The organism is Sphingobium sp. FG11, from assembly GCF_057809915.1.
Window position 1 is genome coordinate 93,175 of record NZ_JBMDKW010000001.1, and the last position, 26,729, is coordinate 119,903.

At 64.0% G+C, this 26,729-nt stretch carries 24 protein-coding genes; 20 read left to right on the forward strand and 4 right to left on the reverse strand.

The features are described from left to right. Positions 1-47 precede the first annotated feature (47 nt). From rbfA to ligA, 9 genes are all read left to right on the forward strand, one after another. Positions 48-443 carry a 30S ribosome-binding factor RbfA gene (gene rbfA / locus ACODSN_RS00495; RefSeq protein ID WP_489052282.1) on the forward strand — a complete coding sequence of 132 codons (396 nt, stop codon included), beginning with the start codon at positions 48-50 and terminating at the stop codon, positions 441-443. A 69-nt stretch (positions 444-512) separates the two neighbouring features. Further along, entirely contained in the window at positions 513-1,409 is an 897-nt protein-coding gene (locus ACODSN_RS00500; RefSeq protein ID WP_489052283.1) for an alpha/beta hydrolase family protein, read from the forward strand. Positions 1,410-1,459: 50 nt separating this feature from the next. Then, positions 1,460-2,371, forward strand: coding sequence for a tRNA pseudouridine(55) synthase TruB (truB, locus tag ACODSN_RS00505; protein WP_489052284.1), 912 nt, complete (start codon positions 1,460-1,462; stop codon positions 2,369-2,371). Then, complete coding sequence (rpsO, locus tag ACODSN_RS00510) at positions 2,372-2,641, forward strand: 30S ribosomal protein S15 (RefSeq protein ID WP_489052285.1); 270 nt, start codon at positions 2,372-2,374, stop codon at positions 2,639-2,641. Between the two features lie 179 nt (positions 2,642-2,820). Next, positions 2,821-5,145 carry a polyribonucleotide nucleotidyltransferase gene (pnp, locus tag ACODSN_RS00515; protein ID WP_489052287.1) on the forward strand — a complete coding sequence of 775 codons (2,325 nt, stop codon included), beginning with the start codon at positions 2,821-2,823 and terminating at the stop codon, positions 5,143-5,145. A 134-nt stretch (positions 5,146-5,279) separates the two neighbouring features. Then, a complete protein-coding gene (locus ACODSN_RS00520) occupies positions 5,280-6,314 on the forward strand; it encodes a sensor histidine kinase (protein ID WP_489052288.1) in 1,035 nt (344 codons plus the stop codon). Positions 6,315-6,353: 39 nt separating this feature from the next. After that, positions 6,354-7,142, forward strand: coding sequence for an outer membrane protein assembly factor BamD (locus ACODSN_RS00525; protein ID WP_489052290.1), 789 nt, complete (start codon positions 6,354-6,356; stop codon positions 7,140-7,142). Between the two features lie 122 nt (positions 7,143-7,264). After that, complete coding sequence (recN, locus tag ACODSN_RS00530; protein ID WP_489052292.1) at positions 7,265-8,926, forward strand: DNA repair protein RecN; 1,662 nt, start codon at positions 7,265-7,267, stop codon at positions 8,924-8,926. Between the two features lie 39 nt (positions 8,927-8,965). Continuing rightward, positions 8,966-11,101, forward strand: coding sequence for an NAD-dependent DNA ligase LigA (ligA, locus tag ACODSN_RS00535; protein ID WP_489052293.1), 2,136 nt, complete (start codon positions 8,966-8,968; stop codon positions 11,099-11,101). A gap of 16 nt (positions 11,102-11,117) precedes the next feature. Here ligA and yghU read toward each other — a convergent pair whose 3' ends face one another. After that, positions 11,118-11,993, reverse strand: a complete 876-nt coding sequence (yghU, locus tag ACODSN_RS00540; protein WP_489052294.1) for a glutathione-dependent disulfide-bond oxidoreductase — start codon at positions 11,991-11,993, stop codon at positions 11,118-11,120. Positions 11,994-12,302: 309 nt separating this feature from the next. On the opposite strand from yghU, the gene groES reads away from it, so the two are divergent. The 3 genes from groES to ACODSN_RS00555 all read left to right on the forward strand — a co-directional run bounded on the left by groES (position 12,303) and on the right by ACODSN_RS00555 (position 16,581). Beyond that, positions 12,303-12,590, forward strand: a complete 288-nt coding sequence (groES, locus tag ACODSN_RS00545; protein WP_037492430.1) for a co-chaperone GroES — start codon at positions 12,303-12,305, stop codon at positions 12,588-12,590. A 78-nt stretch (positions 12,591-12,668) separates the two neighbouring features. Further along, positions 12,669-14,315, forward strand: coding sequence for a chaperonin GroEL (gene groL / locus ACODSN_RS00550; protein WP_489052296.1), 1,647 nt, complete (start codon positions 12,669-12,671; stop codon positions 14,313-14,315). 280 nt (positions 14,316-14,595) lie between these two features. Beyond that, positions 14,596-16,581 (forward strand): putative bifunctional diguanylate cyclase/phosphodiesterase, encoded by a 1,986-nt coding sequence (locus tag ACODSN_RS00555; protein ID WP_489052297.1) that lies wholly within the window; start codon positions 14,596-14,598, stop codon positions 16,579-16,581. 28 nt (positions 16,582-16,609) lie between these two features. Here ACODSN_RS00555 and ACODSN_RS00560 read toward each other — a convergent pair whose 3' ends face one another. Next, a complete protein-coding gene (locus tag ACODSN_RS00560) occupies positions 16,610-17,518 on the reverse strand; it encodes a crotonase/enoyl-CoA hydratase family protein (RefSeq protein WP_489052299.1) in 909 nt (302 codons plus the stop codon). Positions 17,519-18,047: 529 nt separating this feature from the next. Between ACODSN_RS00560 and tgt the strand changes: the two genes are divergently transcribed. Beyond that, complete coding sequence (gene tgt / locus ACODSN_RS00565; protein ID WP_489052300.1) at positions 18,048-19,178, forward strand: tRNA guanosine(34) transglycosylase Tgt; 1,131 nt, start codon at positions 18,048-18,050, stop codon at positions 19,176-19,178. A 9-nt stretch (positions 19,179-19,187) separates the two neighbouring features. On the opposite strand, the gene ACODSN_RS00570 is transcribed toward tgt, so the two are convergent. Then, complete coding sequence (locus tag ACODSN_RS00570; RefSeq protein ID WP_489052302.1) at positions 19,188-20,696, reverse strand: sensor histidine kinase; 1,509 nt, start codon at positions 20,694-20,696, stop codon at positions 19,188-19,190. A gap of 104 nt (positions 20,697-20,800) precedes the next feature. After that, on the reverse strand, positions 20,801-20,956 hold the full coding sequence (locus ACODSN_RS00575; RefSeq protein ID WP_489052304.1) for a NepR family anti-sigma factor: 156 nt from the start codon (positions 20,954-20,956) through the stop codon (positions 20,801-20,803). Between the two features lie 378 nt (positions 20,957-21,334). Here ACODSN_RS00575 and ACODSN_RS00580 point away from each other — a divergent pair, with 378 nt between their 5' ends. The 7 genes from ACODSN_RS00580 (at position 21,335) to ACODSN_RS00610 (ending at position 26,728) form a co-directional block, all read left to right on the forward strand. Beyond that, entirely contained in the window at positions 21,335-22,129 is a 795-nt protein-coding gene (locus tag ACODSN_RS00580; RefSeq protein WP_489052600.1) for a response regulator, read from the forward strand. Positions 22,130-22,210: 81 nt separating this feature from the next. Continuing rightward, positions 22,211-22,342, forward strand: a complete 132-nt coding sequence (locus tag ACODSN_RS00585) for a hypothetical protein (RefSeq protein ID WP_489052306.1) — start codon at positions 22,211-22,213, stop codon at positions 22,340-22,342. Between the two features lie 90 nt (positions 22,343-22,432). Then, positions 22,433-23,086: a sigma-70 family RNA polymerase sigma factor gene (locus ACODSN_RS00590; RefSeq protein WP_489052602.1), complete on the forward strand. Its 654-nt coding sequence runs from the start codon at positions 22,433-22,435 to the stop codon at positions 23,084-23,086. 56 nt (positions 23,087-23,142) lie between these two features. Then, positions 23,143-23,400: a hypothetical protein gene (locus tag ACODSN_RS00595; RefSeq protein ID WP_489052308.1), complete on the forward strand. Its 258-nt coding sequence runs from the start codon at positions 23,143-23,145 to the stop codon at positions 23,398-23,400. 68 nt (positions 23,401-23,468) lie between these two features. Continuing rightward, positions 23,469-24,611 carry a JmjC domain-containing protein gene (locus ACODSN_RS00600; protein WP_489052604.1) on the forward strand — a complete coding sequence of 381 codons (1,143 nt, stop codon included), beginning with the start codon at positions 23,469-23,471 and terminating at the stop codon, positions 24,609-24,611. Between the two features lie 28 nt (positions 24,612-24,639). Beyond that, the gene (locus ACODSN_RS00605) at positions 24,640-25,191 is read left to right on the forward strand and encodes a pseudouridine synthase (protein ID WP_489052309.1); all 552 of its coding nucleotides are present in this window, start codon (positions 24,640-24,642) and stop codon (positions 25,189-25,191) included. 148 nt (positions 25,192-25,339) lie between these two features. Further along, positions 25,340-26,728, forward strand: coding sequence for a TIGR03013 family XrtA/PEP-CTERM system glycosyltransferase (locus ACODSN_RS00610; RefSeq protein ID WP_489052311.1), 1,389 nt, complete (start codon positions 25,340-25,342; stop codon positions 26,726-26,728). Position 26,729: the final 1 nt, after the last annotated feature.

Below are 26,729 nucleotides of genomic sequence, written 5' to 3' on the forward strand. Positions count from 1 at the left end.
TCCATTCTGGAACCCCTCCCTTGGCGGGGAGGGGGGAGCGGTAAAATATGGCCCATCAAGGCGAAGGTCCGTCCGTCCGTCTGCTTCGCGTCGGCGAACAGGTGCGGCATATATTGTCCGATATCCTCGCGCGGGGCGACGTGCATGACGATGTGCTGGCAAAGCATGTCGTCAGCGTCACCGAAGTGCGCATGTCGCCCGACCTGCGCCACGCGACCATCTTCATCAAGCCGCTGCTGGGGCGCGACGAGGACGCGGTGCTCAAGGCGCTGCGCACCAACACCGCCTATCTCCAGCGCGAGGTGGCGCATCGCATGGCGCTCAAATATGCCGCCAAGCTCAAATTCCTCGCCGACGACAGTTTCGACGAGGGCAGCCATATCGACAAGCTGCTGCGCGATCCCAAAGTGGCGCAGGATTTGACGACGCCCGACGAGGAATGACATCGACAGCGACGGTCCGCCGCCGCTACCATCGTCTTTCCCGCAGGCGATCCATTGGGGGATAAGGCGATGAAGCAGCTTAAGACACTGGCGATGGCGCTGGCCCTGCTGGCGGGACCAGCGGCGGCGAAGGAGCCGCCGGTGCATCCCGCCGTCATTGCGGACCCGGCGCCCGATGCTGCCTATCCCGCTGGCATGGACGCCTTCGTCATCCCCGTGGATGGCGGCGCGATGAACGCGGTGATGTATCGCGCAGCGGGGGCGGGCACGCATCCGACGCTGCTGCTGCTCCACGGCTTTCCCGGCAACGAGCAGAATCTCGATCTGGCGCAAGCGGCGCGGCGCGCGGGATGGAATGTGCTGACGCTCCATTATCGCGGCTCCTGGGGCAGTCCGGGTGTCTTTTCCTTTACCCACGCCGCGCAGGACGCATGGTCGGCGTTGCTGTTTCTCGAACAATCCTCGACGGTGGTGAAATATCGCATCGATACGAGCGCGATCGTCGCCGCCGGGCACAGCATGGGCGGCTTCATGGCTGCCGACGCGGCCGCTGCCGAGCCACGAGTTGCGGGGCTGTTCCTGATCGACCCGTGGAACCCTGCGGAAACGGCGGCATCGCTCGCCACGCCGCAGGGCGAGGCCGCCTGGAAAGCGGAGGTCGCGGGCGACCTGCCGCCGCTGGCGGGCGCGACCTATGACAGCCTGACCGCCGAGATCAGGACGAACGCCGAGAGGTTCGATCTCGCTCGTCGTCTGGTCGCCTATGCCCGTCGGCCGCTGACCATCGTCGGGGCGGAGCGGGGGATCGGCGCAACCGCGCGGCGGCTGGCGGCGGAAGCGCAGGGCGGCAATCCGGATGCGCAACTGATGGTCTGGCCGACCGACCACAGCTTTTCCGACAAGCGCATCACGCTCGCCGACGCGCTGGTCCGATTTCTCAAGAGCGTCGCCCCGACCGCGCGTTGAACCGCGAATGAAGGGCTGACACGCTCATCGCCGCGCGATAGGGGCGGGCGATGCACGGCTGGATCATCCTTGATAAACCCCATGGCCTTGGCTCGACGCAGGCGGTCGCGGCGGTCAAGCGCGCGCTGCGGGAAAGCGGCGCGGGCAAATGCAAGGTCGGGCATGGCGGCACGCTCGATCCGCTGGCGACCGGTGTCCTGCCGGTGGCGATCGGCGAGGCGACGAAGCTCGCCGGACGGATGCTCGACAGCGACAAGATTTACGATTTCACGGTGGCGTTCGGGGCGCAGACCGATACGCTCGATCTGGAAGGCGCGGTGGTCGCGACCAGCGATCATCGCCCTACGCTGGCGGAGGTGGAGGCGATCCTGCCGCGCTTCACCGGTCCCATCGAACAGGCGCCGCCCGCCTATAGCGCCATCCTGATCGACGGCCAGCGCGCCTATGATCTGGCGCGCGCCGGGCAGGATGTGGAGATGAAGCAGCGGTCGGTGACGATCCATGCGCTGAGCGCGCATAGTCCAGCCGAAGCAGGCACCCTCGACTCGCTTACCCTCACCGCGCACGTGTCGAAGGGCACCTATATCCGCAGCCTCGCCCGCGACATCGCGTTGGCGCTCGGTACAGTGGGGCACGTCACCATGCTTCGCCGCGTCAAGGCCGGTCCGTTCGGGCTGGACATGGCAATTTCGCTGGACAAATTGCGGCAGGCTGCTAACGAGCGCGCCATCGGCCAGCTTTTGCTGCCGTTGACGACAGGGCTGGACGACATCCCGGCTCTGTCGGTGAACCCCGATCAGGCGCTGGCGCTCCGCCAGGGGCGCATACTGGACGGGGCGCGCATCGCCACTGGTCTCCACCTCGCCATCGACGGGATTGTCCCGGTTGCCCTGGTGAATGTGGAAGCCGGAGAAATCCGGGTGGTGCGCGGTTTCAACCTGATGTCGAAGGAAGAAGAATAGATGACGATTACGGCTGAGCGCAAGGAAGCGCTGATCAAGGAACATGCTCGCGCCGAAGGCGATACGGGTTCCCCCGAGGTTCAGGTTTCGATCCTGACCGAGCGGATCGTAAACCTGACCGAGCATTTCAAGGGTCACCACAAGGATAATCACAGCCGTCGCGGTCTGTTGATGATGGTCAACAAGCGTCGTTCGCTTCTGGACTATCTCAAGAAGAAGGATCAGGCGCGGTACACCGACCTGATCGCCAAGCTGGGCCTGCGCAAGTAACGCGGACCTTCAAAGGGACGGCCCCCATGCGGGGCCGTTTCTGATTCCGGGACATGGGCAATTCGGCACCATGTTCCCCACAGGGGCCAGATGACTGCCCCACACCGCCGCAGGCCGGTTTAGCCCGCGACTACAGGCCCCGCCCGGCAATAGGGCCGATGCGGGCAAAGGAAAAATCTATGTTTGATGTCAAGAAAGTTTCGATCGAGCTGGCCGGCAAGACGCTGACCCTCGAAACCGGCCGCATCGCGCGTCAGGCCGACGCCGCCGTGCTGGCCACCTATGGCGAGACCGTGGTGCTGTGCGCCGTGACCGCCGCCAAATCGGTGAAGGACGGGCAGGATTTCTTCCCGCTGACCGTTCACTATCAGGAAAAATATTCGGCCGCCGGTCGCATTCCGGGTGGCTTCTTCAAGCGTGAGCGCGGCGCGACGGAAAAGGAAACGCTGGTTTCCCGCCTGATCGACCGTCCGCTCCGTCCGCTCTTCCCCGAAGGTTTCTACAACGAAATCAACGTCATCGCGCAGGTGCTGTCGTTCGATGGCGAAAGCGAGCCGGATATCGTCGCGATGATCGCCGCTTCGGCTGCGCTCACCCTGTCGGGCGTGCCCTTCATGGGTCCGATCGGCGCGGCGCGCGTCGGCTATCAGGATGGCGAATATATCCTCAACCCCTCGCTGGATCAGGCGAAGGCCGGCGAACTCGATCTGGTCGTCGCCGCCACGCATGACGCGGTGATGATGGTCGAATCCGAAGCGAAGGAGCTTTCGGAAGAGGTCATGCTGGGCGCCGTCCTGTTCGCGCATGACGCCAGCAAGAAGATCGTCGAAGCGATCATCAAGCTCGCCGAAAAGGCCGCCAAGGAGCCTTGGGACATGGCCAAGGGCGATGATCTTGGCGATCTGAAGGGCAAGCTCAAGAAGCTGATCGGCGCGGATATCGCCGCCGCCTACAAGATCACCGACAAGTCTGCCCGCTCCAACCTGCTGAACGAAGCCCGCGCCAAGGCGAAGGCATCGTTCACCGCCGAGGGTCTCGACGCGCAGACCGTCATGGCCGGCATCAAGCTCACCAAGAAGCTGGAAGCCGAAATCGTGCGTGGCGCGATCCTCAAGGACGGCAGCCGTATCGATGGCCGCTCGACCACCCAGATCCGTCCGATCGAGGCGATGGTCGGCTTCCTGCCGCGCACTCATGGTTCGGCGCTGTTCACGCGCGGCGAAACCCAGTCGATCTGCACCACCACCCTGGGCACCAAGGAATCGGAGCAGATGATCGACGGCCTGACCGGCCTGCATTATGAAAACTTCATGCTGCACTATAACTTCCCGCCCTATTCGGTCGGTGAAGTCGGCCGCTTCGGCGCGCCGGGTCGTCGCGAAGTAGGGCACGGCAAGCTCGCCTGGCGCGCGCTGCACCCCGTGCTGCCGACCAAGGACGAGTTCCCCTATACGATCCGCGTCCTCTCCGACATCACCGAGTCGAACGGTTCGTCCTCGATGGCGACGGTGTGCGGCGGTTCGCTGTCGATGATGGATGCGGGCGTGCCGTTGAAGCGCCCCGTTTCGGGTATCGCCATGGGCCTGATCCTCGAAGGCAAGGACTTCGCCGTCCTGTCCGACATTCTGGGTGACGAAGATCATCTGGGCGATATGGACTTCAAGGTCGCGGGCACCGAAGTCGGCATCACGACGATGCAGATGGACATCAAGATCGCCGGCATCACGCGGGAAATCTTTGAAGTCGCGCTCAACCAGGCGAAGGAAGGCCGCGCGCACATCCTTGGCGAAATGAGCAAGGCGCTGTCCTCGACCCGCACCGAGCTTTCGGCCCACGCCCCGCGCATCGAGACGTTGCAGATCGACAAGTCGAAGATCCGCGAAGTCATCGGCACCGGCGGCAAGGTGATCCGCGAAATCGTCGCCGAAACCGGCGCGAAGGTCGACATCGACGACGAAGGCCTGATCAAGATCAGCTCGTCCGATCCGGCGCAGATCGAGGCCGCGCGCAAGTGGATCCTCGGCATCACGCAGGAAGCGGAAGTCGGAAAGGTCTATGACGGCAAGGTCGTCAACATCGTCGATTTCGGCGCGTTCGTGAACTTCATGGGCGGCAAGGACGGCCTCGTCCACGTGTCCGAGATGCGCAACGAGCGTGTCGAAAAGCCGACCGACGTCGTGTCGGAAGGCCAGGAAGTGAAGGTCAAGGTCCTCGAAATCGATCCGCGCGGCAAGGTGCGCCTGTCGATGCGCGTCGTCGATCAGGAAACCGGCGCCGAGCTGGAGGATACCCGTCCGGCCCGCGAACCGCGTGAACCCCGTGGTGATCGCGGCGACCGTGGTGATCGTGGTCGTGGCCCGCGTCGTGACGGCGGCGGCCGTGGTGGCGAACGGGGCGGCGATCGCGGCCCGCGTCGCGAACGCAGCGAGCGTTCGGACACTGGCGGCAAGAATGACGATGACGGCTCCAACGCGGGCCTGCCCGACTTCCTGACGCAGGACTGATCGGCTTCGCCACACAAAAAAGGGGCGTCCGGTTTCGACCGGGCGCCTTTTTTAATGCCCGGCGTCCCATGCTGATTTTGATCAATGGTCACGGAGGAAAGTTTTGATAGGGTAACGATCGGTTGGGGGGAAATATGCAACGCAGTAATGATCGGTTCGCCGAACGCCTGCCGCTGGTGCTCCACCGGCCCGGGCTGGCCTATCTCTTCACGACGCTGCTGTGCGTCATCGCTGTGGCGCTGCGTCTCACGGCGATGACGATCCTGCCGATCGGCTATCCCTTCGTCTCCTTCTTTCCGGCGGTCATCCTGGCCGCGTTCCTGTTTGGCGTCAGGCCGGGGATTTATGCCGCCATCCTGTGCGGCCTGCTGTCCTGGTATCTGTTCATTTCCCCCGACCGCAGCTTCGCCTTCAACCCGGCCGTCGCGCTGGCGCTGTGCTTCTATGCCGGGGTCGTGGGCGTCGACATCGCCCTCATCCACCTGATGCAGCGCGCCAATTTCAACCTTGCCATCGAACGTGAGCGCAGCCGTGCGCTGGCCGAAAATCGCGAGCTGCTGTTCCACGAATTGCAGCATCGCGTGTCGAACAATCTTCAGGTGGTGGCCGCGCTGCTCTCGCTCCAGCGGCGGAATATCGATGACGAATATGCCCGCAAGGCGCTGGACGAGGCGTCGGCGCGGCTTGCGCTGGTCGGCAAGATCAGCCGCGCGCTCTATGATCCGGCCGGGCCGGGGCAGGCGCTCCGCGCGTTCCTTGCGATGCTGGCGGACGATATTCTCGCCGCGAGCGGGCGGAGCGATATCCGCCTGTCGATCGACGCCCCAGACGAGCTGGTGCTGGACCCGCATGTCATGGTGCCGGTGGCGCTGATCGTGACCGAAGCGATGAGCAATGCGATCGAACATGGCTTTGCCGCGCGCGGCGGCGCGATCGGCCTGTCGGTGAGTCACGAGGGCAAGGATCTGGCGCTGCGACTGGCCGATGATGGCCACGGCCTGCCGGATGGCTTCGATCTGGGCGGGAGCGAGAGCCTGGGGCTGCGGATCGCGCGGGCGCTGGCGGCGCAGTTTGGCGGTCATTTCAGGCTGGATCGGCGCGCCGAAGGCGGCACGATCGCCTGCCTGACCATGCCCGCCACCCGCGCCGGTACGCCAGCCGCATTCTGACGCTTGGCGCGGGCGATCCGCTCGGCTATGACCCGGCGCATGCTGACGAAAACCATGACGCGCATCGGCGCGGCCACCGCCCTGGTCCTGCTTTGCGCCCCTGTGCTGACGGGGTGTGCGACATCGAAGAACAAGTCCGACACGCAATATGTCGCGCGCGATGTGTCGACCCTCTATAATAGCGGCAAGGCGCGGCTGGATCGCGGCCAGTATAAACTCGCCGCCGCGCTGTTTGACGAGGTGGAACGCCAGCATCCCTATTCGCCCTGGGCGCGCCGCGCGCAGCTGATGGCCGCGTTCAGCTATTATATGAATCGGGACTATAATGAGTCGATCGCCGCGGCGCAGCGCTTCCTGTCGATCCATACCGGCAGCAAGGATGCGCCCTACGCCTATTATCTCGTCGCGCTGTGCTATTATGAGCAGATCGCCGACGTCACCCGCGACCAGAAGATCACGCAGCAGTCGCTCGATTCGCTGGGCGAACTGATCCGTCGCTATCCCGAGACGCGCTATGCCGCCGATGCGCGGTTGAAGCTCGATCTGGTCAACGACCATCTGGCGGGCAAGGAAATGGAAGTCGGCCGCTTCTATCAGCGCCGTGGCCAGTGGATCGCGGCGACGCTGCGCTTCCGCGTCGTGGTCGACAAATATCAGACCACGACCCATACGCCCGAAGCGCTGGAGCGGCTGGTCGAAAGCTATCTCTCGCTCGGCATCCCCGAAGAGGCGAAGAAAGCCGCCGCCGTGCTTGGCGCCAACTATCCCGGCTCCAAATGGTATGAGCGGTCGTTCAAGCTGATCCGGGAACATGGCGCGAAGGCCTGATCCCCGCCATTTCTTTCGTGTGTCTCTGAGTCTGTTTGGAAATGCGCGAAAGAGCGCATTTCAGTTTGCGGATGCGCCAAAGGCGCATTTCCAAACCAACTCTTAACGGGTAGAAGCGCGGCATGCTGACCGCTCTTTCGATCCGCAACATCGTCCTCATCGAGGCGCTGGATCTGGAATTCGGGCCGGGCCTTGGCGTGCTGACCGGGGAGACGGGGGCGGGCAAGTCGATCCTGCTCGACTCGCTCGGGCTGGCGCTCGGCATGCGGGCGGACAGCGGCCTGGTGCGCAATGGCGAGGCGCAGGCGAGCGTCACCGCCACTTTCGACGCGCCGCCAGCCCGCCATCGCGCGATCGCGATGCTGGCCGACAACGCCATCGACCTGGAACCGGGCGAGCCGCTCATCATCCGCCGCGTGCTGAAAGCCGATGGCGGCAGCCGCGCCTTCATCAACGACCAGCCCTGTTCGGCGGCGCTGCTGCGCGAACTGGGCGGTGCGCTGGTGGAAATCCATGGTCAGCATGACGACAGGGGCCTGCTCAACCCGCGCGGCCATCGTGCCTTGCTCGATGCCTATGGCCGCTGCGATACCGCAGCCGTCAGCGCGGCGCATGGCGCATGGCGCGCGGCGGAGGCTGCGCTGGCGGAGGCGCGGGCCACCGTGGAAACGGCTGCACGCGACCGCGATTACCTGACCCATGCGGTCGAGGAACTGACGCAATTCGGCCCCGAAACGGGAGAGGAGGCGACGCTCGCGGAGGAGCGCGCGACGATGCAGAAGGGCGCGCGGCTGGCGGACGACCTGTCCGCCGTGACCGATTGCCTGACCGGATCGGACGGCGGCCTCGCCCAGTTGCGGCAGGCGGCGCGGCGGCTCGACCGGATCGCGCCCGACTATGCGCCGCTTGCCGAAGTGCTGGCCGCGCTCGACCGGGCCGTGGTGGAGGCGGGGGAGGCGGAGGATCGTCTGTCCCAGGTCGCCGAGGCGCTGAGTTTCGATCCGGCGCGGCTCGACCGGATCGAGACCCGCCTGTTCGACCTGCGCGGCCTCGCGCGCAAGCATCAGGTGCAGGCCGACGATCTGGCGACGCTGCGCGACGAGATGGCGGCGCGGCTGGCGGCGATCGAGGGCGGGGCGGAGCATGTCGCTGCGCTCATAGACGCGCTCGCGACGCGGGCGGCGGCCTATCGCAAGGCGGCGCAGGCGCTGTCGGGCGAGCGCCAGCTGGCGGCCGGCAAGCTGGACGTGGCGGTGGCGGGCGAACTCGCGCCGCTCAAGCTCGACGCCGCGCGCTTCCGCACCGTGGTCGCGCCGCTCGATGCAGCGCAATGGGGTCCGCAGGGCATGGACCGGGTGGAGTTCGAGATTTCCACCAACCCCGGCGCGCCCTTCGCCCCGCTGGTCAAGATTGCGAGCGGCGGCGAATTGTCACGCTTCATTCTGGCGCTCAAGGTCGCGCTGGCGGAGCAGGGCGGGGCCGACACGCTGATCTTCGACGAGATCGACCGGGGCGTGGGTGGCGCGGTCGCTTCGGCGATCGGCGAGCGGCTCGCCCGGCTGGCGCAGACCAACCAAATTCTCGTCGTCACCCACAGCCCGCAGGTGGCGGCGCGCGGCGCGGCGCATATGCTGATCGCGAAGGCGAGTGACGGCGCAGTGACGCGCACCGGCGTCCACGCGCTTGCGGAGGTGGAACGGCGCGAGGAAATCGCGCGCATGCTCTCGGGCGCGGAGATTACGGCGGAGGCGAGAGCGCAGGCGGAGCGGCTGCTGGAAGTGTAATCGCTTCCTTCGTCGCGGCTTCGGTGGTTATGAGGGCCTATGACCGACCCCGCCTCCCTGACCGACGCCGAAGCCGCCAATCGCCTGATGCGGCTGGCGAAGGAGATCACCCGCCACAACCGGCTCTATCATGATCGCGATGCGCCGGAGATCAGCGACGCCGACTATGACGCGCTGATCCGCGAGAACAGCGCGATCGAAGAAGCCTTTCCCCATCTCGTCCGCGCCGATTCGCCAAGCCGGCAGGTCGGGGCCGCGCCAACCTCCGCGCTAAAAAAAGTCGCCCATGCCCAGCGGATGATGAGCCTCGACAATGGTTTTGCCGACGAGGATATCGCCGAGTTCATCGCCCGTGTGCGCCGCTTTCTGGCGCTGGCGGAGGATGTGCCCGTTGCGCTGACGGCGGAACCGAAGATTGACGGCCTGTCCTGCTCGCTGCGCTATGAACAGGGCGCGCTGGTGCTGGCGGCGACGCGCGGCGACGGCGCGACCGGCGAGGATGTGACCGCCAATGTGCGCACCATCGCCGATATCCCGCAGCACCTGACCGGCGCGGACGTGCCCGACCTGTTCGAGATCCGGGGCGAGGTCTATATGGCCAAGGCGGATTTCGCCGCCCTCAACGCCCGGTTGCTGGCGGAGGCGGACGAGCCGGACAAGGCGCGCCAGTTCGCCAATCCGCGCAATGCGGCGGCGGGGTCGCTGCGGCAGAAGGACGCCGCCGTCACCGCCAGCCGGCCGCTGCGCTTCCTCGCCCATGGCTGGGGCGCGCATTCGGCGGTTCCGGCGGATACGCAACTTGGCGTCATGCAGGCGATTGCGCGCTGGGGTCTGCCGGTGTCGGACATGCTGACCCGCGTCGACACGCTCGAAACCCTGATCGCCCATTATCGCGGCATCGAAGCGGTGCGCGCCGAACTGCCCTTCGATATCGACGGCGTCGTCTACAAGGTCGACCGGCTCGACTGGCAGCAGCGGCTGGGCTTTGTCGCCAAGGCCCCGCGCTGGGCCATCGCCCATAAATTCCCGGCGGAACGGGCGCAAACCACGCTGGAGGCGATCGATATCCAGGTCGGCCGCACCGGCAAGCTGACGCCGGTGGGACGGCTGACCCCGGTGACGGTGGGCGGCGTGGTCGTCTCCAACGTGACGCTGCACAATGCCGACGAGATTGCGCGGCTGGGCGTGCGCCCCGGCGACCGCGTCGTCGTGCAGCGCGCGGGCGACGTCATTCCGCAGGTCGTGAAAAATCTGACCCGCGACGAGCCGCGCGATCCCTTTCTCTATCCCGATCATTGCCCGGTCTGCGGATCGGAAGCGGTGCGCGAGGAGGGCGAGGTTGATATTCGCTGCACCGGCGGCCTTATCTGCGCGGCGCAGCGGTTCGAGCGGCTGCGCCATTTCGTCAGCCGCGGCGCGCTGGATATCGAGGGTCTGGGGGAAAAAACGATCCAGGAGTTTCTCGACCTCGGCTGGATCCGGGAGCCTGCCGACATCTTCCGCCTCTCCGCCCATCGCGTCGAATTGCTGACGCGCGAGGGGTGGAAGGAAAAATCCGTCGACAATCTGCTCGCGGCGATCGAGGCCAAGCGATCGCCCGATGGCGCACGGCTGCTGTTCGGCCTCGGTATCCGCCATGTCGGCGCGGTGACGGCGCGCGATCTGCTCAAACGCTATGTCAGCCTGCGCGCGGTCGAGGCGCTCGCGCGCGACATCATCGCCCTGCGCGACGCGACCGTGCCGCTGGAGGGCGAGGAGCCGCATCGCTTCCATAACAGGCTGGACAAGGCGATCGCGGAGCGGATCGGCGTGGAAAATGTCGGCGCGGCGGTCGGCCATGCGCTCGCCGATTTCTTCCACGAACCGCATAATGTCGAGGCGTGGGACGACCTGCTGCGCGAAGTGTCACCGCCCGACACGGTGGTCGAAACGCAGGCCAGTGAAGTCACCGGCAAAACCGTGGTGTTCACCGGCAAACTCGAAACCATGAGCCGCGACGAGGCGAAGGCGCAGGCCGAGAGGCTCGGCGCGAAGGCGGCAGGATCGGTCAGCGCCAAAACCGATCTGGTGGTGGCCGGGCCGGGGGCCGGTTCCAAGCTCAAACAGGCCGCCGCGCTCGGCATCGCGGTGATCGACGAAGCGGCCTGGGCGGAGATTGTGAAGGCGGCGGGGTAAGCGCCGCCTTCAGGTTTCACGCCGCGCTCGGTTCCAGCTTGTCCTGCGTCCGGGTGTCGAAGTCGCTCGCGTCATGCCGCTCGTGCAACTGCTCTTCCAGCGGCCCGAACGCCTTGTTGACGATGCGGCCGCGCTTGACGGCGGGGCGGGCGGCGATCTGTTCGGCCCAGCGCACGACATTCTTATAGCTTCTCACGTCGAGAAACTCCGCCGCTTCATAGACATTGTTCAGGATCAGACCGCCATACCAGGGCCAGATCGCGATATCCGCGATCGAATATTCCTGGCCCCCGACATAGTCGTTTTCCGCCAGCTGCCGGTCCAGCACGTCGAACTGACGCTTGACCTCCATCGCATAGCGGTCGATCGGATATTGCCATTTTTCCGGGGCATAGGCGTAGAAATGGCCAAAGCCGCCGCCGAGAATCGGCGTCGCCGCCATCTGCCAGAACAGCCAGGACAGCGCCTCCGTCCGCGCCGCCGGATCGGTCGGCAGAAATGCGCCGAACTTTTCCGCAAGATACAGCAGGATCGATCCGGACTCAAAGACGCGCTGCGGCGGGGAGACGCTGTGGTCGACCAGCGCCGGGATCTTGCTGTTGGGGTTGGCCGACACGAAACCGCTGCCGAACTGGTCGCCCTCGCCGATGCGGATCAGCCAGGCGTCATACTCCGCGCCCGCATGGCCCGCCGCCAGCAATTCCTCCAGCATGATGCTGACCTTCTGGCCGTTGGGCGAGGCGAGCGAATACAGCTGAAACGGATGCCGCCCCACCGGCAGCGCCTTGTCATGCGTCGGCCCGGCGATCGGGCGATTGGTGGCGGCGAAAGGCCCGCCCGCATCCTTGTCCCAGATCCACACGCGCGGGGGAACATAAGCGCTATCGGTCATGCTGAGCCTTTCTGAACGGTGACGCGCGAGAAATAGGGGCGGGCAGGGGCATCGGCAAGGCGTTGGCCGCGCTGCGGACGCCTTCTGCCCCATATCGCTGGACCTGTCGCCGCCGCCGCGACAAAAAGCGCGCTCATCCCCCTTGACCCCGCGATCGATCGCGCCATATGTGGCGGCGCTGGCACTCTCCATGAAGGAGTGCTAACAAACACAGGTTCATCGGGAGAAGGGTGGGCGAACGGCAGACAGGTGGACATTCCGCCGCCGCGCGCTCCACCGATCCCAAAATTGAAGGGAAAGGCAATCAACATGGCATTTCGTCCATTGCACGACCGTGTTCTCGTCCGCCGCATCGAAGCGGAAGCGAAGACCGCCGGCGGGATCATCATCCCCGACACCGCCAAGGAAAAGCCGCAGGAAGGCGAAATCGTCTCCGTCGGTTCCGGCTCGAAGGCCGAAGACGGCAAGGTCACGCCGCTCGACGTCAAGGCCGGCGACCGCGTGCTGTTCGGCAAATGGTCGGGCACCGAGGTCAAGGTCGACGGTGAAGATCTGCTCATCATGAAGGAATCCGACATCCTTGGTGTTGTCGCCTAAAGGCGACGGACTGGGCCTGAGGGCCTGATCTATCGGACTTTCTTCTTCCCCTAATTTGCAAAAAAGAGGTTTTTACCCATGGCTGCAAAAGACGTAAAATTCTCCCGCGACGCCCGTGAGCGCATTCTGCGCGGCGTCGACATCCTGGCCGACGCGGTCAAGGTGACGCTGGGTCCAAAAGGCCGCAACGTCGTCATCGACAAGAGCTTCGGCGCGCCCCGCATCACCAAGGACGGCGTCAGCGTCGCCAAGGAAATCGAACTTAAGGACAAGTTCGAGAATATGGGCGCGCAGATGGTCCGCGAAGTCGCTTCGAAGACCAACGACATCGCCGGTGACGGCACCACCACCGCGACCGTTCTGGCTCAGGCCATCGTGCGCGAAGGCATGAAGTCGGTCGCCGCCGGCATGAACCCGATGGACCTCAAGCGCGGCATCGACCTCGCCGTCGTCAAGGTCGTCGATGATCTCAAGGCACGTTCGAAGCCCGTTGCCGGGACCAAGGAAATCGCCCAGGTCGGCATCATTTCCGCCAATGGCGATACCGTCGTCGGCGAAAAGATCGCCGAAGCGATGGAGCGCGTCGGCAAGGAAGGCGTGATCACCGTCGAGGAAGCCAAGGGTCTCGAGTTCGAACTCGACGTCGTCGAAGGCATGCAGTTCGACCGTGGTTATCTGTCGCCCTATTTCGTGACCAATCCGGAAAAGATGGCCGTTGAACTGGCCGATCCCTACATCCTGATCCACGAAAAGAAGCTCAGCAACCTTCAGTCGATTCTGCCGATCCTCGAAGCGGTCGTGCAGTCGGGCCGTCCCCTGCTGATCATCGCCGAGGACATTGAAGGCGAGGCTCTGGCCACGCTGGTCGTCAACAAGCTGCGTGGCGGCCTCAAGGTCGCCGCCGTCAAGGCGCCGGGCTTTGGCGATCGTCGCAAGGCGATGCTGGAAGACATCGCCGTCCTGACCAAGGGCGAAGTGATCTCGGAAGACCTCGGCATCAAGCTTGAGAACGTCACGCTGGCGATGCTGGGCACCGCCAAGCGCGTCACCATCGACAAGGACAACACCGTCATCGTCGATGGCGCTGGCGACCATGACTCGATCAAGGGCCGCACCGAGCAGATCCGTCAGCAGATCGAGAATACGACCTCGGACTATGATCGCGAGAAGCTCCAGGAGCGTCTGGCGAAGCTGGCCGGCGGCGTGGCCGTCATCAAGGTCGGCGGCGCTTCGGAAGTCGAAGTCAAGGAGCGCAAGGACCGCGTCGACGACGCTCTCCACGCGACCCGCGCGGCTGTCGAAGAAGGCATCGTCCCCGGTGGTGGCACGGCGCTGCTCTACGCAACCAAGGCTCTCGAAGGCCTCAAGGGCGCGAACGACGACCAGACCCGTGGTATCGACATCATCCGCAAGGCGATCGAAGCGCCGCTGCGCCAGATCGCCCAGAATGCTGGTGTCGACGGCGCCGTGGTCGCCGGCAATCTGTTGCGCGAAAATGACGAGACCAAGGGCTTCAATGCTGCGACCGACGTCTACGAAAACCTCGTGGAATCGGGTGTCATCGACCCCACCAAGGTGGTTCGCGCCGCGCTTCAGGACGCTGCTTCGGTGGCCGGCCTGCTGATCACGACGGAATCGGCGATCGCCGAACTGCCCGCCGACGACAAGGCGCCGATGGGCATGCCCGGCGGCGGCATGGGCGGCATGGGCGGCATGGACTTCTAAAGCGGTCGCATGCGGGCGGGTTTCGGCTCGCCCGCGAAGCGATCGTGAGGAACGTCTTGCTATCCTGACGACAGGAACGGGGCTGGCGGAGCGATCCGCCGGCCCTTTCTTTTGCGCGGCATGTGCGTCTCCCTAATCATGACCTGGCGGCTGGGGATAGACGGGGCTTGCAATCCTGGGCTGGACTGCGGGCAACCCCGACCGAAGCGCCGTTGTCGCATCATTTGTAAAATCCGTAATTTACCAAATGGAAATCATGTTCCGCCAAGGTTGGCGAGACGTGTCACGCTTTCTTCGCCATTGGAGCGCAAAATTGCGCGCGCGCCTTGCGCCCGAAACTCAGCAGAGTGCTGAAGTAGAGGCGAGTCTCGTCAAATCGCTCTATGCGTCCCCGGCATCGCTGATGATCGGCGCGGTCGCGGGCGGGGCGCTCAGCATGGTCGTCGCCTACCATGCCGCTCGGCCCCCGATCACGACGATCGCGATCCTGATCTGTATCGTCGCCGTGTCCCGATCGATCTCGGCCGTCTATTTCCAGCGGCAATATGCGCATCAGGAAGGCGGGATTAAGCAGTTTTGGGGCCTCGCCTATGAACTGGGCGCCTGGGGCTATGCCGCATTGCTGGGACTCCTTGCCTTCGCGACGCTGTTCCTGACCCACGACGCATCGCTGCATATTCTGAGTGTCTGTCTGGTCGCCGCCTATTCGGGTGGCATTTCCGGTCGCAATGCGGGACGGGTCCAGGTGGCGATAGGCCAGACGTGCTTCGCGCTGCTGCCGACGGTCCTTGGCCTCGCCGTGGCGGGCGGTCTTGGCTATCGCGTGCTGGCGGCGATGCTGTTCCTCATGGTCTTCGCCATGGCCGAAATCACGCGCACCACCCACCGCATCGTCGTCGAGGCGTTGCAGGGCAAATATGAAAAATCGCAACTCGCCACCAAGTTCGAGCGGCTGGCCCGTTTTGACAGCCTGACGGGCGTGGAAAATCGCATGGCGATGCAGATGCGCCTGCGGGAATTGTCGGAGCAGCGGTGGACCGATCAGGACCCGATGTCGGTGTTCTGGATGGATCTCGATCGCTTCAAGGAGATCAACGATTCGCTCGGCCACATCGTCGGCGACCAGCTTTTGTGCATGGTCGCCGAGCGGCTGTCGCGGGCGCTCGACGGTCGCGGCCATGTCGCGCGCTTCGGCGGTGACGAATTCATCCTGATCTGTCCCGACGCCGATGCCGTGATCGCCGAGCAGATCGCACTCGATGTGATGAGCGAATTCACCTATGATTTCGAGGTCGGAAGCTATCATCTGACCGTGACGGCCTCGATGGGCATCGCCGTCGCGCCGGAAGACGGGCGCGAGAGCGACGAACTGCTGCAAAATGCCGACATGGCGCTGTATAAAGCCAAGAATGCCGGCCGGAACCGGCACGTTCGCTTCGACTGGTCGATGAAAGAGCGGCAGAACCGCACCTACGAACTGGAAATGGGCCTGCGCAACGCGCTCGCGAACGACGAGCTGGTGCTGCATTATCAACCGATCTTCGACACCGTGACCGGCCGGATTTCGATTTGCGAGGCGCTGATGCGCTGGGAACATCCGACGCTGGGCCGGATATCGCCAGCCGAGTTCATACCGATTGCGGAAAGCAGCGCGCTCATAGAACCGATGACCGAATGGGCGCTCGACCGGGCCTGTCGCGACGCCATGGAATGGGATGACGATATTCGCGTGGCGGTGAACATATCGCCGGCGCTCATCAAAACCGACGGTTTACCGCGCGCCGTGATCGGCGCGCTCCTCGATTCGGGGCTGAAGGCGCGCAGGCTTGAGCTGGAAGTCACGGAATCGATCTTCCTCGAAGATGGCGGCCGCACCAACATCATCCTGTCGGAACTGCAACGGATCGGGCTGCGGCTGGCGCTGGACGATTTCGGCACGGGCTATTCCAGCCTCGCTTATCTGCGCGACTACAGCTTCGACACGATCAAGGTCGACCAAAGCTTCATTCGCGGTGTCGGGATAAATTCGCGTGACCGCGCCATCGCCCAGTCGGTCGCCTATCTGGCGCGCGCGCTCGATGTCGAAACCGTGGCGGAAGGAATCGAGACCGAGGATCAGCTCGCCTATGCCCGCGAGGCCGGATTCACCAATGTTCAGGGCTTCGTGCTGAGCCGGCCCATCCCGGCCGAGGCCCTGCTGGAGATGATGGCGGCGATGCGCGAACCCGAACGCGATATCGCCTGGCTCATGAGCCGAAGCGCCTGACCCGGTTCGGCCGGCGCTCCGCCTGGCATCAACTGTGCAGCCGCGTCTGCGCTGATGCCAGCCGCCGCATCAGCCGCAAGTCCCTGGGGTTGAGCTTCAACGCGGTTTCCGCCCAGTTTTCAACGATATCCACTAGTTCCTGATAGTCGAGCGGGTCCACTCGCCGTCCGGCCTGGAACACGCCGACATGGCCGGCGTGATGGGCATTGTTGGCGGCGATGTAATTGCGCACGGCCTCCTCACCCTCGCCATTTTCCGCCAGGATGGTGACGACACCCATGTCGTACATTTCCTCGGCGCTATAGACCTTGCCGGACAGGATCATGCGTTCGGCCATGCTGCGGCCCAGCTTGCGGGCGAGAATGGAATAGGCGCCCATGCCGGGGAACAGACCGAACAGCATTTCGGGCAAGCCGAAGCGCGCCTGCCGTTCGGCGACCACTACGTCGAAGCACAACAGCGCCTCGAACCCGCCGCCCAGTGCGTCGCCCTGCGCCAGCGCGACCGATACCACCGGCATGTCGGCGTTGCGCCAGGCGCGATGGACGACATCGATGCAGGAATGGCCATAGCGCACGAGGCCCGGCAGATCCGCCCGTTCGATACAGGCCGCGAACAGTTCGAGATCGCCGCCCAGATTGAAGACGCCGGGGAAGCGCGATCCGAGTACCATATATTTGAGCGGCAGGTCGCCCCGGTCGAACAGCCGTTTCGATTCGGTCTGCCAGCTACGGATGTCGCGCAGCATGCTGAGGTTGTAATTGGGCCGTTCTTCGGGGGTCATGAAGGCCCAGAGCGTGCTCGAAGGCGTGTCCCAATTGACCTCGATCTGGCCCAGATCGAACAGGGTGGACTGCCCAAGCTCGCTGGCAAGCGCGGCTTCCGTAGCGGCAATCGAAAAATCATCGGCGTCGTCCGACAGTCGTGGCGAGGACATTGCTTCCGCTTCCTCTCTCCCGGTGTGAAACCGGCCTGAATCTATCATCTGACGTACCCCTGTCTTGATCGTGCGCCAAGAGAACAGCCTTCCGATTCCGATGCAATGTCCCTCGCGGATCGGGGCCTCCGTTAACGATTTTTTAATGGTAACTGTTGCCGTAATGCAGCCAGAAATCGCCGGGAAATCGCGATGGCGTGACGATTATGCAACAAAACATACTTTCGGTCGTGATTTAAGGTTCCGCCGCAGGGCTTTGTTAACCTTTATTAATTACCTTTGGTGCCATGCACGCATATCGATCCGACCCGAAAAGAGTCACTCTCTCGCTCCAGACCGCCGACGGGGGCATCTGGCCCCTCAGCATGTCCGCGGATTGCCTGCGTTTTGTCGGCCGTTACCGGCGCGTCGATGGCTTCTGCATCGATGCCACGACCTTGTTCGAGGGCGTGCGCAAATTCGGCTGACACCGGGCGCGTCCCGCACCGGGGCGCTTGTGCCGCGGGCTTTTCGATCCTAGAGCGCGCGCGTGACCGGGCCACGCTTTTCCTTTTCCATCGCCGCGACGGACGGCAAGGCCCGCACCGGCGCCATTGCCATGCGCCGGGGCGAAATCCGCACGCCTGCCTTCATGCCGGTCGGCACCGCCGCGACGGTCAAGGCGATGCGCCCGGCCGAAGTGCGCGCGGCGGGTGCCGATATCATTCTGGGCAACACCTATCATCTGATGTTGCGGCCGGGCGCGGAGCGGATGGCCCGACTGGGCGGCCTGCATGGCTTCATGGCGTGGGACCGGCCGATCCTGACCGACAGTGGCGGCTATCAGGTGATGAGCCTGTCAGCGCTGACGAAGATCAGTGAGCAGGGTGTCGCCTTTTCCAGCCATATCGACGGGTCCAAGCATATGCTCAGCCCGGAGCGATCGATGGAAATCCAGCGGTTGCTCGACAGCGACATCGTCATGGCGTTCGACGAATGCACCAAAAATGGCTGCACTCACGAGGAGGCTGGCCGTTCGATGGAACGATCGATGCGCTGGGCCAAACGCTCGCGCGACGCCTTTGACGCGGGCGGCGACCATGCGGATCGGGCGGCTTTGTTCGGCATCCAGCAGGGATCGCTGGATGAAGCATTGCGACGAGAATCGGCGCAACGGCTGATCGAAACCGGGTTCGACGGCTATGCCGTGGGTGGCCTTGCGGTGGGCGAGGGGCAGGAGGCGATGTTCGCGACGCTCGATTTCGCGCCGGACATGCTGCCTGCGGATCGCCCCCGCTATCTGATGGGCGTGGGCAAGCCCGACGATATCGTCGGCGCGGTAGAGCGCGGCATCGACATGTTCGATTGCGTGCTGCCGACCCGATCGGGGCGCAATGGCCAGGCCTTTACCTGGGGCGGGCCGCTCAACATCCGCAATGCCCGGTTCGCGGAAGATCAGGGACCGATCGACCCGCGCTGCGGCTGTCCGGTGTGCACGACATGGGGCCGGGCCTATCTGCATCATCTGGTGAAGGCGGGCGAAATGCTCGGCGCGATGCTGATGACGCAGCATAATATCCATTTTTACCAGGATCTGATGCAAGCCATCCGCGCCAGCATCGCCGAGCAGCGCTTCGCAGGCTTTGCCGCCGATTTCCGGCGCGATTACCAGCGAGCCTAAGTAATCAGCTTAAGCAACCACCGTTATCATGATGCTGTAATCGCCGATTTCCGCATCATGATCGAGCGGCGCGCGCAACTGGCGTGAAAGTCCGGTCAGGACCCGGCCATAGCGATCCTGAAGATGCGCGGCCATGTCGTCCGATGCGCGCAGCGCGCCGGACGTGACGCGCAGCAGGGCACGGTCGGCCACCTCCGGTACGCGATGGGCGGAAATTCGCATCGATGCGTGCGGATCGGACAGCATCGCCAGCTCGACCAGCTCGGTTAGCAGGAAGGCGACCGGCACGGCGACATCCTGGCTGATATGCAGATCGTCGCAATCGAGCTGAATGCCGAAACGGCGCGCCTGCGCGGGCGCCGTGCTGCGAAGGCTGGCGGACAATTCGCTGATCAACGGGCGCACGCCGACGCCGCGATTTTCCTCCAGTTCGGCGAAATGATTGCGGTGAACCACGGACAGGGCGTCGACGCGGCGCTGGATCGACGCATAAGCCTCCACCGCCTCCGCCTCATGCGCCGATCGCGCATGGAGGTTGATGAGGCTGGCGATGATCTGGAGGTTGTTCTTGACGCGATGATGGACTTCGCGGGTCAGCTTGCGCTGGGTGTCGAGCGCGGCGGCCATCTCCGCCTCATGGGTGGCGACATCCTCGCTGATTTCGCGGAAGGTGTCGCCCAGCGCCGCGATCTCCAGCGCGGGAGTCCTTATCCGGCGCAGCGGTTCGAGCACTTCGCCGGGGTGATAGGCGGCCACGGTGCGACGCAGCGCCACCAGCGGCTGGATCAGCAACCGATTGACGACGAACCAGCCGATCGCGGCGGCGGCGAACCACATGACGAGCGGCAGGAACAGCGAGAGCAGTCGCGCGAGAGTCGCGGGCGGATCGCGGATCGTCATGGTCAGCAATATGTCGGGCGGGTCGAGTCGGGCCGACAGGCTGGTGCTGTTACCTTCGACAAGCGTAGCCGGCCGGCTGATGGCCATATGCTTGTCGTCCTGGCGCAGCGATAGCTGGCGGTTCTGCAAGGCCGTGGTCGGGTCGGCGACGCTTTCGAGATGCACGCGCGAATAATAGTTCAGCGCGACGATAGCGCCGTCGCGGCTCGTGACGCGGCTGACCAGAAAGCCGGCTGCGGGCAAAAGTTCGGCGGTGGCGTCGGAAAACCGTGCTGACGGGCCGATGCCTGCCGGTTCGGCAGTGGGAGAACCGCACCGACGCCGCCCGTCCTTACCGTAAATATAGAACCGCCCGCCCTCGCGATCGCGCGAGGAGAGAAACCGGCTGAGGCGGTTGCAGATGCCAGGGTCGGCGGTTCCGGCAGCGATCTCGTTCGCGGTGATCCCGAGCGCGCTGCGGTCCGACGCGATGTCGGCGGTCAGCTTGCGGGCGCTTTGCGTCACGGCGACGCGCAGCAGCGCCTCCTTTTCGAGATCGGCGGTTCGGATCGCCTGTAGCGACGCGATGAGCGCGATCAGCCCCAATGGCAGCAGGGCCAGCGTCAGGATGAGGAACATCTTGACGCCAGTGGAGCGGAACAACAGATTCAGAGTTTCGACAAGCGATCGAGGCTGCCCCGCCTGGGCTGCCGAACTATGGCGGCCCCCGACCATGACGGGGGTCAGTCCAGCTTGCTGAGAAGATCAAGCATCTCGGAGGGGATATCCTCTGCCACCGCGCGCTGATAGACCGTGCGCAGCGCTTGGGCGACGTGACCGTCATCCTTGGAAGCCGCCGGCGCCGCGCGTTTCCTGCGCGTGGACATGGCGGTTTTCAAGCCACTGTCAGGGACGTTCGCATCGACATGATCGTCCCCTCCCGTCAATTCCGGTCGCGTTTTCGAAGAAACCAAAACCAGCCCCTCTAAAGCCCATGGGTCGCATAACTGCGTCTTTCGTCTTTTGAACGAGGAACGTCAATTATGTCTGTTATGAACAGAAAATGACGCCCAGTGAAATTTCCAAAAAACCGAACGGCTGTGAAACAAATCTTTTGATCGTTGGTTCCTCTCTTCAAGCATTTTTTGTGCCTCCGGCTGTTTGGGCATGAATGGGGGTGGGGGCTTGCCACGGGGGCATCGTCGATCCATCTTCGTCACGAAGCCGGCCTATTGATTTTCAACGGCCTTTCAGCAGGCCAGGGAGTAGATTTGACGATGTCGCTTGGACAGCAATTGCACCCCCATCTGCCCTTTTTGCGGCGCTATGCCCGTGCGCTGACGGGCAGCCAGTCCCATGGCGATGCCTATGTCCGTGCGACGCTGGAAGCGATCGTCGCCGCGCCCGATGAATTTCCCGCCGATGTCGATGCGCGTCTGGGGCTATACAAGATTTTCCATGCCATCTGGTCGTCGTCCCACATCGATGACGCGCCGCTGTTCGACGATCATGGCGGGCAGGAAGCGATCGCGCAGGCGCGTCTGGCGCGGCTCACCCCCTTGCCACGGCAGGCGCTGTTGCTGACCGCGCTGGAAGGTTTTACGATCGAGGATGTGGGCTATCTGATCGGACTTGAACCGGGCGAGGTGGACTCTCTGGTGAACGAGGCGCTGCTCGAGATCGAGGCGCAAACCCGCGCCAAGGTGCTGATTATCGAGGATGAACCGATCATCGCGATGGATATCGAAACGATCGTGCGGGATCTTGGCCATGACGTCACCGCCATCGCGGTGACGCGCGAGGATGCCGTGCGCGAAGCGATGGCGGAGCGTCCGGGGCTGGTGCTGGCGGATATCCAGCTTGCCGATGATTCGAGCGGCATCGACGCGGTGAAGGATATTCTCGCGGAATATTCGGTGCCCGTGATCTTCATCACCGCCTTCCCCGAACGGCTACTGACCGGCGAACGGCCCGAGCCGACATTCCTCATCACCAAGCCGTTCCAGCGGTCGACGGTCAAGGCCGCCATTTCGCAGGCGCTGTTCTTCGATGAGGCGACCGCGCCCGTCTGAGTGGGTGATCGATGCCGACAATAATGCGGAACCCCCGGCGCGGCCTTGCGTTTGTCAACCGTAACGATCGGGAGACAAGTCATGGCCGACCAGGAACAGCATATCGCCACCGATAAAGCTCGGGCCGGATCGACGCCGCATATCGTACGCTATGTACTCGGCATTTCACTGACGCTTGCCATCATAGCCATGCTGTTCGCGGTGTGGCGCTGATCGGCATCGGTGATTGGTCCTTGGCGATAAACATTATAGGATGCGGATGCATTTATGGCTTTGACGACTTCGGTGCGGGCGGCAAGGACAATGGCGACGGCGGGGGCAAATCCGATGGATGAAGAAACCGTACCGTACGAACAGCGCGAGGCGCTGTCGGATTCCGAGTTCAAGCATGAACTGGCGGCCGTCATCCCGCATCTGCGCGCCTTTGGCCGCTCGCTGTCGGGCAGCCGCGATCTCGCCGACGATCTGGTGCAGGAAACATTGCTCAAGGCCTGGGCGGCCCGCGCGCGCTTTCAGGCCGGGACGAACATGCGCGCCTGGACCTTCATCATCCTGCGCAACCATTATCTGTCGCAAATGCGCCGGTCGCGCTTCCGGGGTGAATGGGACGATCTGACGGCGGACCGGCTTCTCGCGGCCCCGGCCGGGCAGGACAAGCATGTCGAGCTTTCCGACATGCAACGCGCGCTGCTCCAACTTCCCCAGCCACAGCGTGAAGCGCTGATCCTCGTGGGGGCGGGCGGTTTCGCTTATGAGGAAGCGGCGGAAATTTGTGGCGTCGCGGTCGGCACGATCAAAAGCCGCGTGGCGCGCGGCCGGGCAGCGCTGGAACATATCCTCGAAAATGGCGAATTGCCGTCTCGCCGTACCCAGCCGACGACTGACACGGCCGTTCTGGACGAGATCATGGACGATGTCGACCGGCTGAGCCGGGGACGGGCGTCGGGCGGTGATTGACAGCCAAGGAACGTTCTATCTCCTTTGACCGTTGGAAAGATCGGAGGAGATGGATCATGCGCGAGGATTGGCTTCGGGAGCGGCAGCCACCCGACATTCCTGTGGTGAACCGTCAGGCCGGCAGCGCGATCATTTTTGCGATCATCGCGCTGGCCCTGGTGCTGGCGGTCGGATTTTTCTACCTGACCGGGGATCGTGACGATGATCGTCCCGCCGACACCGTAACACAGGCTGCGGGATCGCTCGATGATGCCGCCCGGTCGGTTGGCGATGCGGCTAAAAATGCCGCCCATTCCCTGCGCAAAGATAAATAGTCGGGAAAGAGGATGGCGCGCTACGCTTTGACAGGCGCGCCGGAAATCAGCATGGCGCTGCGGTGGCCATGCAATTGCACAATTTCGATATCGACGCCTTCCTGCGCGATCACTGGCAGAAAAAGCCGCTGCTGATCCGCAATCCCTGGCGGGAATGGACCAATCCCATCGAGCCGGACGACCTTGCCGGTCTCGCCTGCGAAGAGGGGGTGGAGGCGCGGATCATCACCCGGAAGCGGGACCGATGGACGGTGGAACATGGTCCCTTTGCCGAAAGCCGGTTGCAACGTCCCGGCAAAAGCCCGTGGACCCTGCTCGTGCAGGCCGTCGACCAGCATGTTCCCGATGTCGCCGCGCTGATCGCGCCGTTCCGCTTCATCCCCAACTGGCGCATCGATGATGTGATGGTGAGCTACGCCGTGGACGGCGGCGGGGTCGGGCCGCATTTCGACCAGTATGACGTATTTCTGATCCAGGGCGCGGGGCGGCGGCGCTGGCGGCTCGGCGGCGCTTGTGACGCCACCACGGCGCTGATGCCCAATGACGATGTCCGGCTGCTGGCGCATTTCGAGGCGACCGACGACTGGATTCTCGAACCCGGCGATATCCTCTATGTGCCGCCAGGCATCGCGCATGACGGCGTGGCGATCGGCGATGATTGCATGACCTATTCGGTCGGCTTCCGCGCGCCCTCGCGTGGCGACCTGATCGAAGGGTGGAGCGCCGCGCTTGTGGACGAAGCACAAGGGGATGAGCATTATGCCGACCCGGATTTGCAGCTTCAGGACAGCGCAGGCGAAATTTCGGCCGCCGCTATGGACCGGCTCCACGCGATGGTGACGGACGCCCTTCAGGACCGTGAAGGCTTCGCCCGCTGGTTCGGCTGCTATAACAGCGCGTCCAAATATCCCGATCTCGACTGGACGCCGGAGGAGCCGGCCGATCCGGCGCATGTGCGCCGCGCATTGGCCGATGGCGTGCCGCTTCGCCGCAATCCCGCCAGCCGCTTTTCCTTTTATCGGCAGGATGGCGATCATCTGATGCTGTTCGCGGACGGCGAATGTTTCGATTGCACGGGCGCAGTCGCGTTGCTGGCGGAACGGCTGTGCGAACAGGAATGTTTTGTCGTCGATTCCGCAGAGCAGGAATCGCTGGCGTTGATCGTGACGCTGATCGATCAGGGCAGTATCGCGCTGGATGACGAGGCATGAGTTGCGTTCGTCACGGAGGAGAACGCTTATGTCGCGACTGATCCTGCTCAACAAACCCTATGGCGTCCTGTGCCAGTTCACCGACGAGCGGGCAGGGCCGCCGCGACCGACGCTGGCGGACTTCGTGGCGGTGCCGCATGTCTATCCCGCCGGTCGCCTCGACACCGATAGCGAGGGACTGCTGCTCCTGACCGACGACGGGCGGCTTCAGGCGCGGATCGCCGAGCCGCGATTCAAGACGCCGAAAACCTATCTCGTTCAGGTGGAAGGCGACCCACAGGACGCCGACCTCGAACCGCTGCGGCGCGGTGTCCGGCTGAAGGATGGCATGACGCTGCCGGCCGAGGTCGAACGGATCAACGCGCCCGACCTGTGGCCGCGTGACCCGCCGGTGCGCTTTCGCAAGAGCGTGCCCGACACATGGCTGCGGCTGACCATCCGGGAGGGGCGCAATCGTCAGGTGCGGCGCATGACGGCGGCTGCCGGTTATCCGACATTGCGGCTGGTGCGATGGCGCATCGGCGACTGGAGCCTTGATGGCATCGCGCCGGGCGAATGGCGGGATGCGCCGATCGGCTGAAATGCCTCGTTTCGCGGCCTCTTCAGACTTTCTTTGCCATTTTCCGGCACTGTCCTGTCCCTGTCGGATTTGCTTACACACGGTGTAAGGCGAGTCCGGCGACAAGGCCCGGCGCACGGAGCGCGGCCAGCGGGACGAACGCGGAACGATGATAAGGCTGTTCAAACATTATGTGCCGCATGCCGTGCTGCTGCTCGGGTTGCTGGACTTCGTCCTGCTGCTGTGCGCGGCCGAGGGCGGCTGGATCTTGCGCGCGCGCCAGATCGGCATGAACGTTGATTATATCATGTCGCGGATCGGCCCGCTGCTAAGCTTCGCGATCGCGATCCAGACGGCGATGATCGCGGTGGGCGTCTATGGCACCGAATCGTTGCAGTCGATCCGCTTTGCCCTCGCGCGGCTGCTGGTCGCGATTTCGCTCGGCGTCATCTTCCTGTCGCTCATGTATTTCCTCGCGCCCGGCATGACGCTGTGGCGATCCAATTCATTGTACGCGATGGGGCTGGCGATCGGCCTGCTGCTGGCGCTGCGGCTGCTGCTCGGCTCGATGCTGGGCGGCGAGGCGTTCAAGCGGCGGCTGGTCGTGCTGGGCGCGGGAAACCGGGCCAACCGCATTCGCGAACTGGAGCATAAGCGCGGCGCGGGTTTCCTTGTCGTGGGCTATATCGCGATGAATGACGGGCCGCAGGTGGTGGCGGAATCGATCAACCGCAGCGCGATCTACAATCTCTCCGATTTCGTGGTCCGGCTGAACGCCAGCGAAGTGGTGCTGGCGCTGGAGGAACGGCGCAACGCCATCCCCATGGCGGACCTGCTGCGCATCAAGACGACCGGCGTTCATGTCAACGACCTGTCGACCTTCCTTGAACGAGAGACCGGTCGCGTCGACCTCGACAGCGTCAATCCGAGCTGGCTGATCTTTTCCGACGGCTTTTCCGCCGGTCGTCGCCTGTCGAGCATCGCCAAGCGGATTTTCGACATCATCGCCAGTTCGATCCTGCTGGCGCTGACCGGCCCGGTGATCCTGCTCGCGGCGATTCTGGTGAAACTCGACAGCAAAGGCCCGGCCTTTTACCGCCAGCAGCGCGTCGGCCTGTTCGGCGAGGAATTCTGGATCGTGAAGCTGCGCACGATGCGGCAGGACGCCGAAGTCGCGGGCAAGGCGGTGTGGGCGGAAAAGGAAGACCCGCGCATCACCCGGCTCGGCTGGTGGCTGCGCAAGCTGCGCATCGACGAACTGCCGCAGACATGGACGGTGCTGAAAGGGCAGATGAGCTTCGTCGGTCCGCGCCCGGAACGCCGCCAGTTCGTCGAGGATCTGGAGCAGCATCTGCGCTATTATGCCGAACGGCATATGGTGAAGCCCGGCATCACCGGCTGGGCGCAGATCAACTATCCCTATGGCGCGTCGATCGAGGACAGCCGGCACAAGCTGGAATATGACCTTTATTACGCGAAAAATTACACGCCGTTCCTCGATCTGCTGATCCTGATCCAGACGGTGCGCGTCATCCTGTGGCCCGACGGGGCGCGGTGAG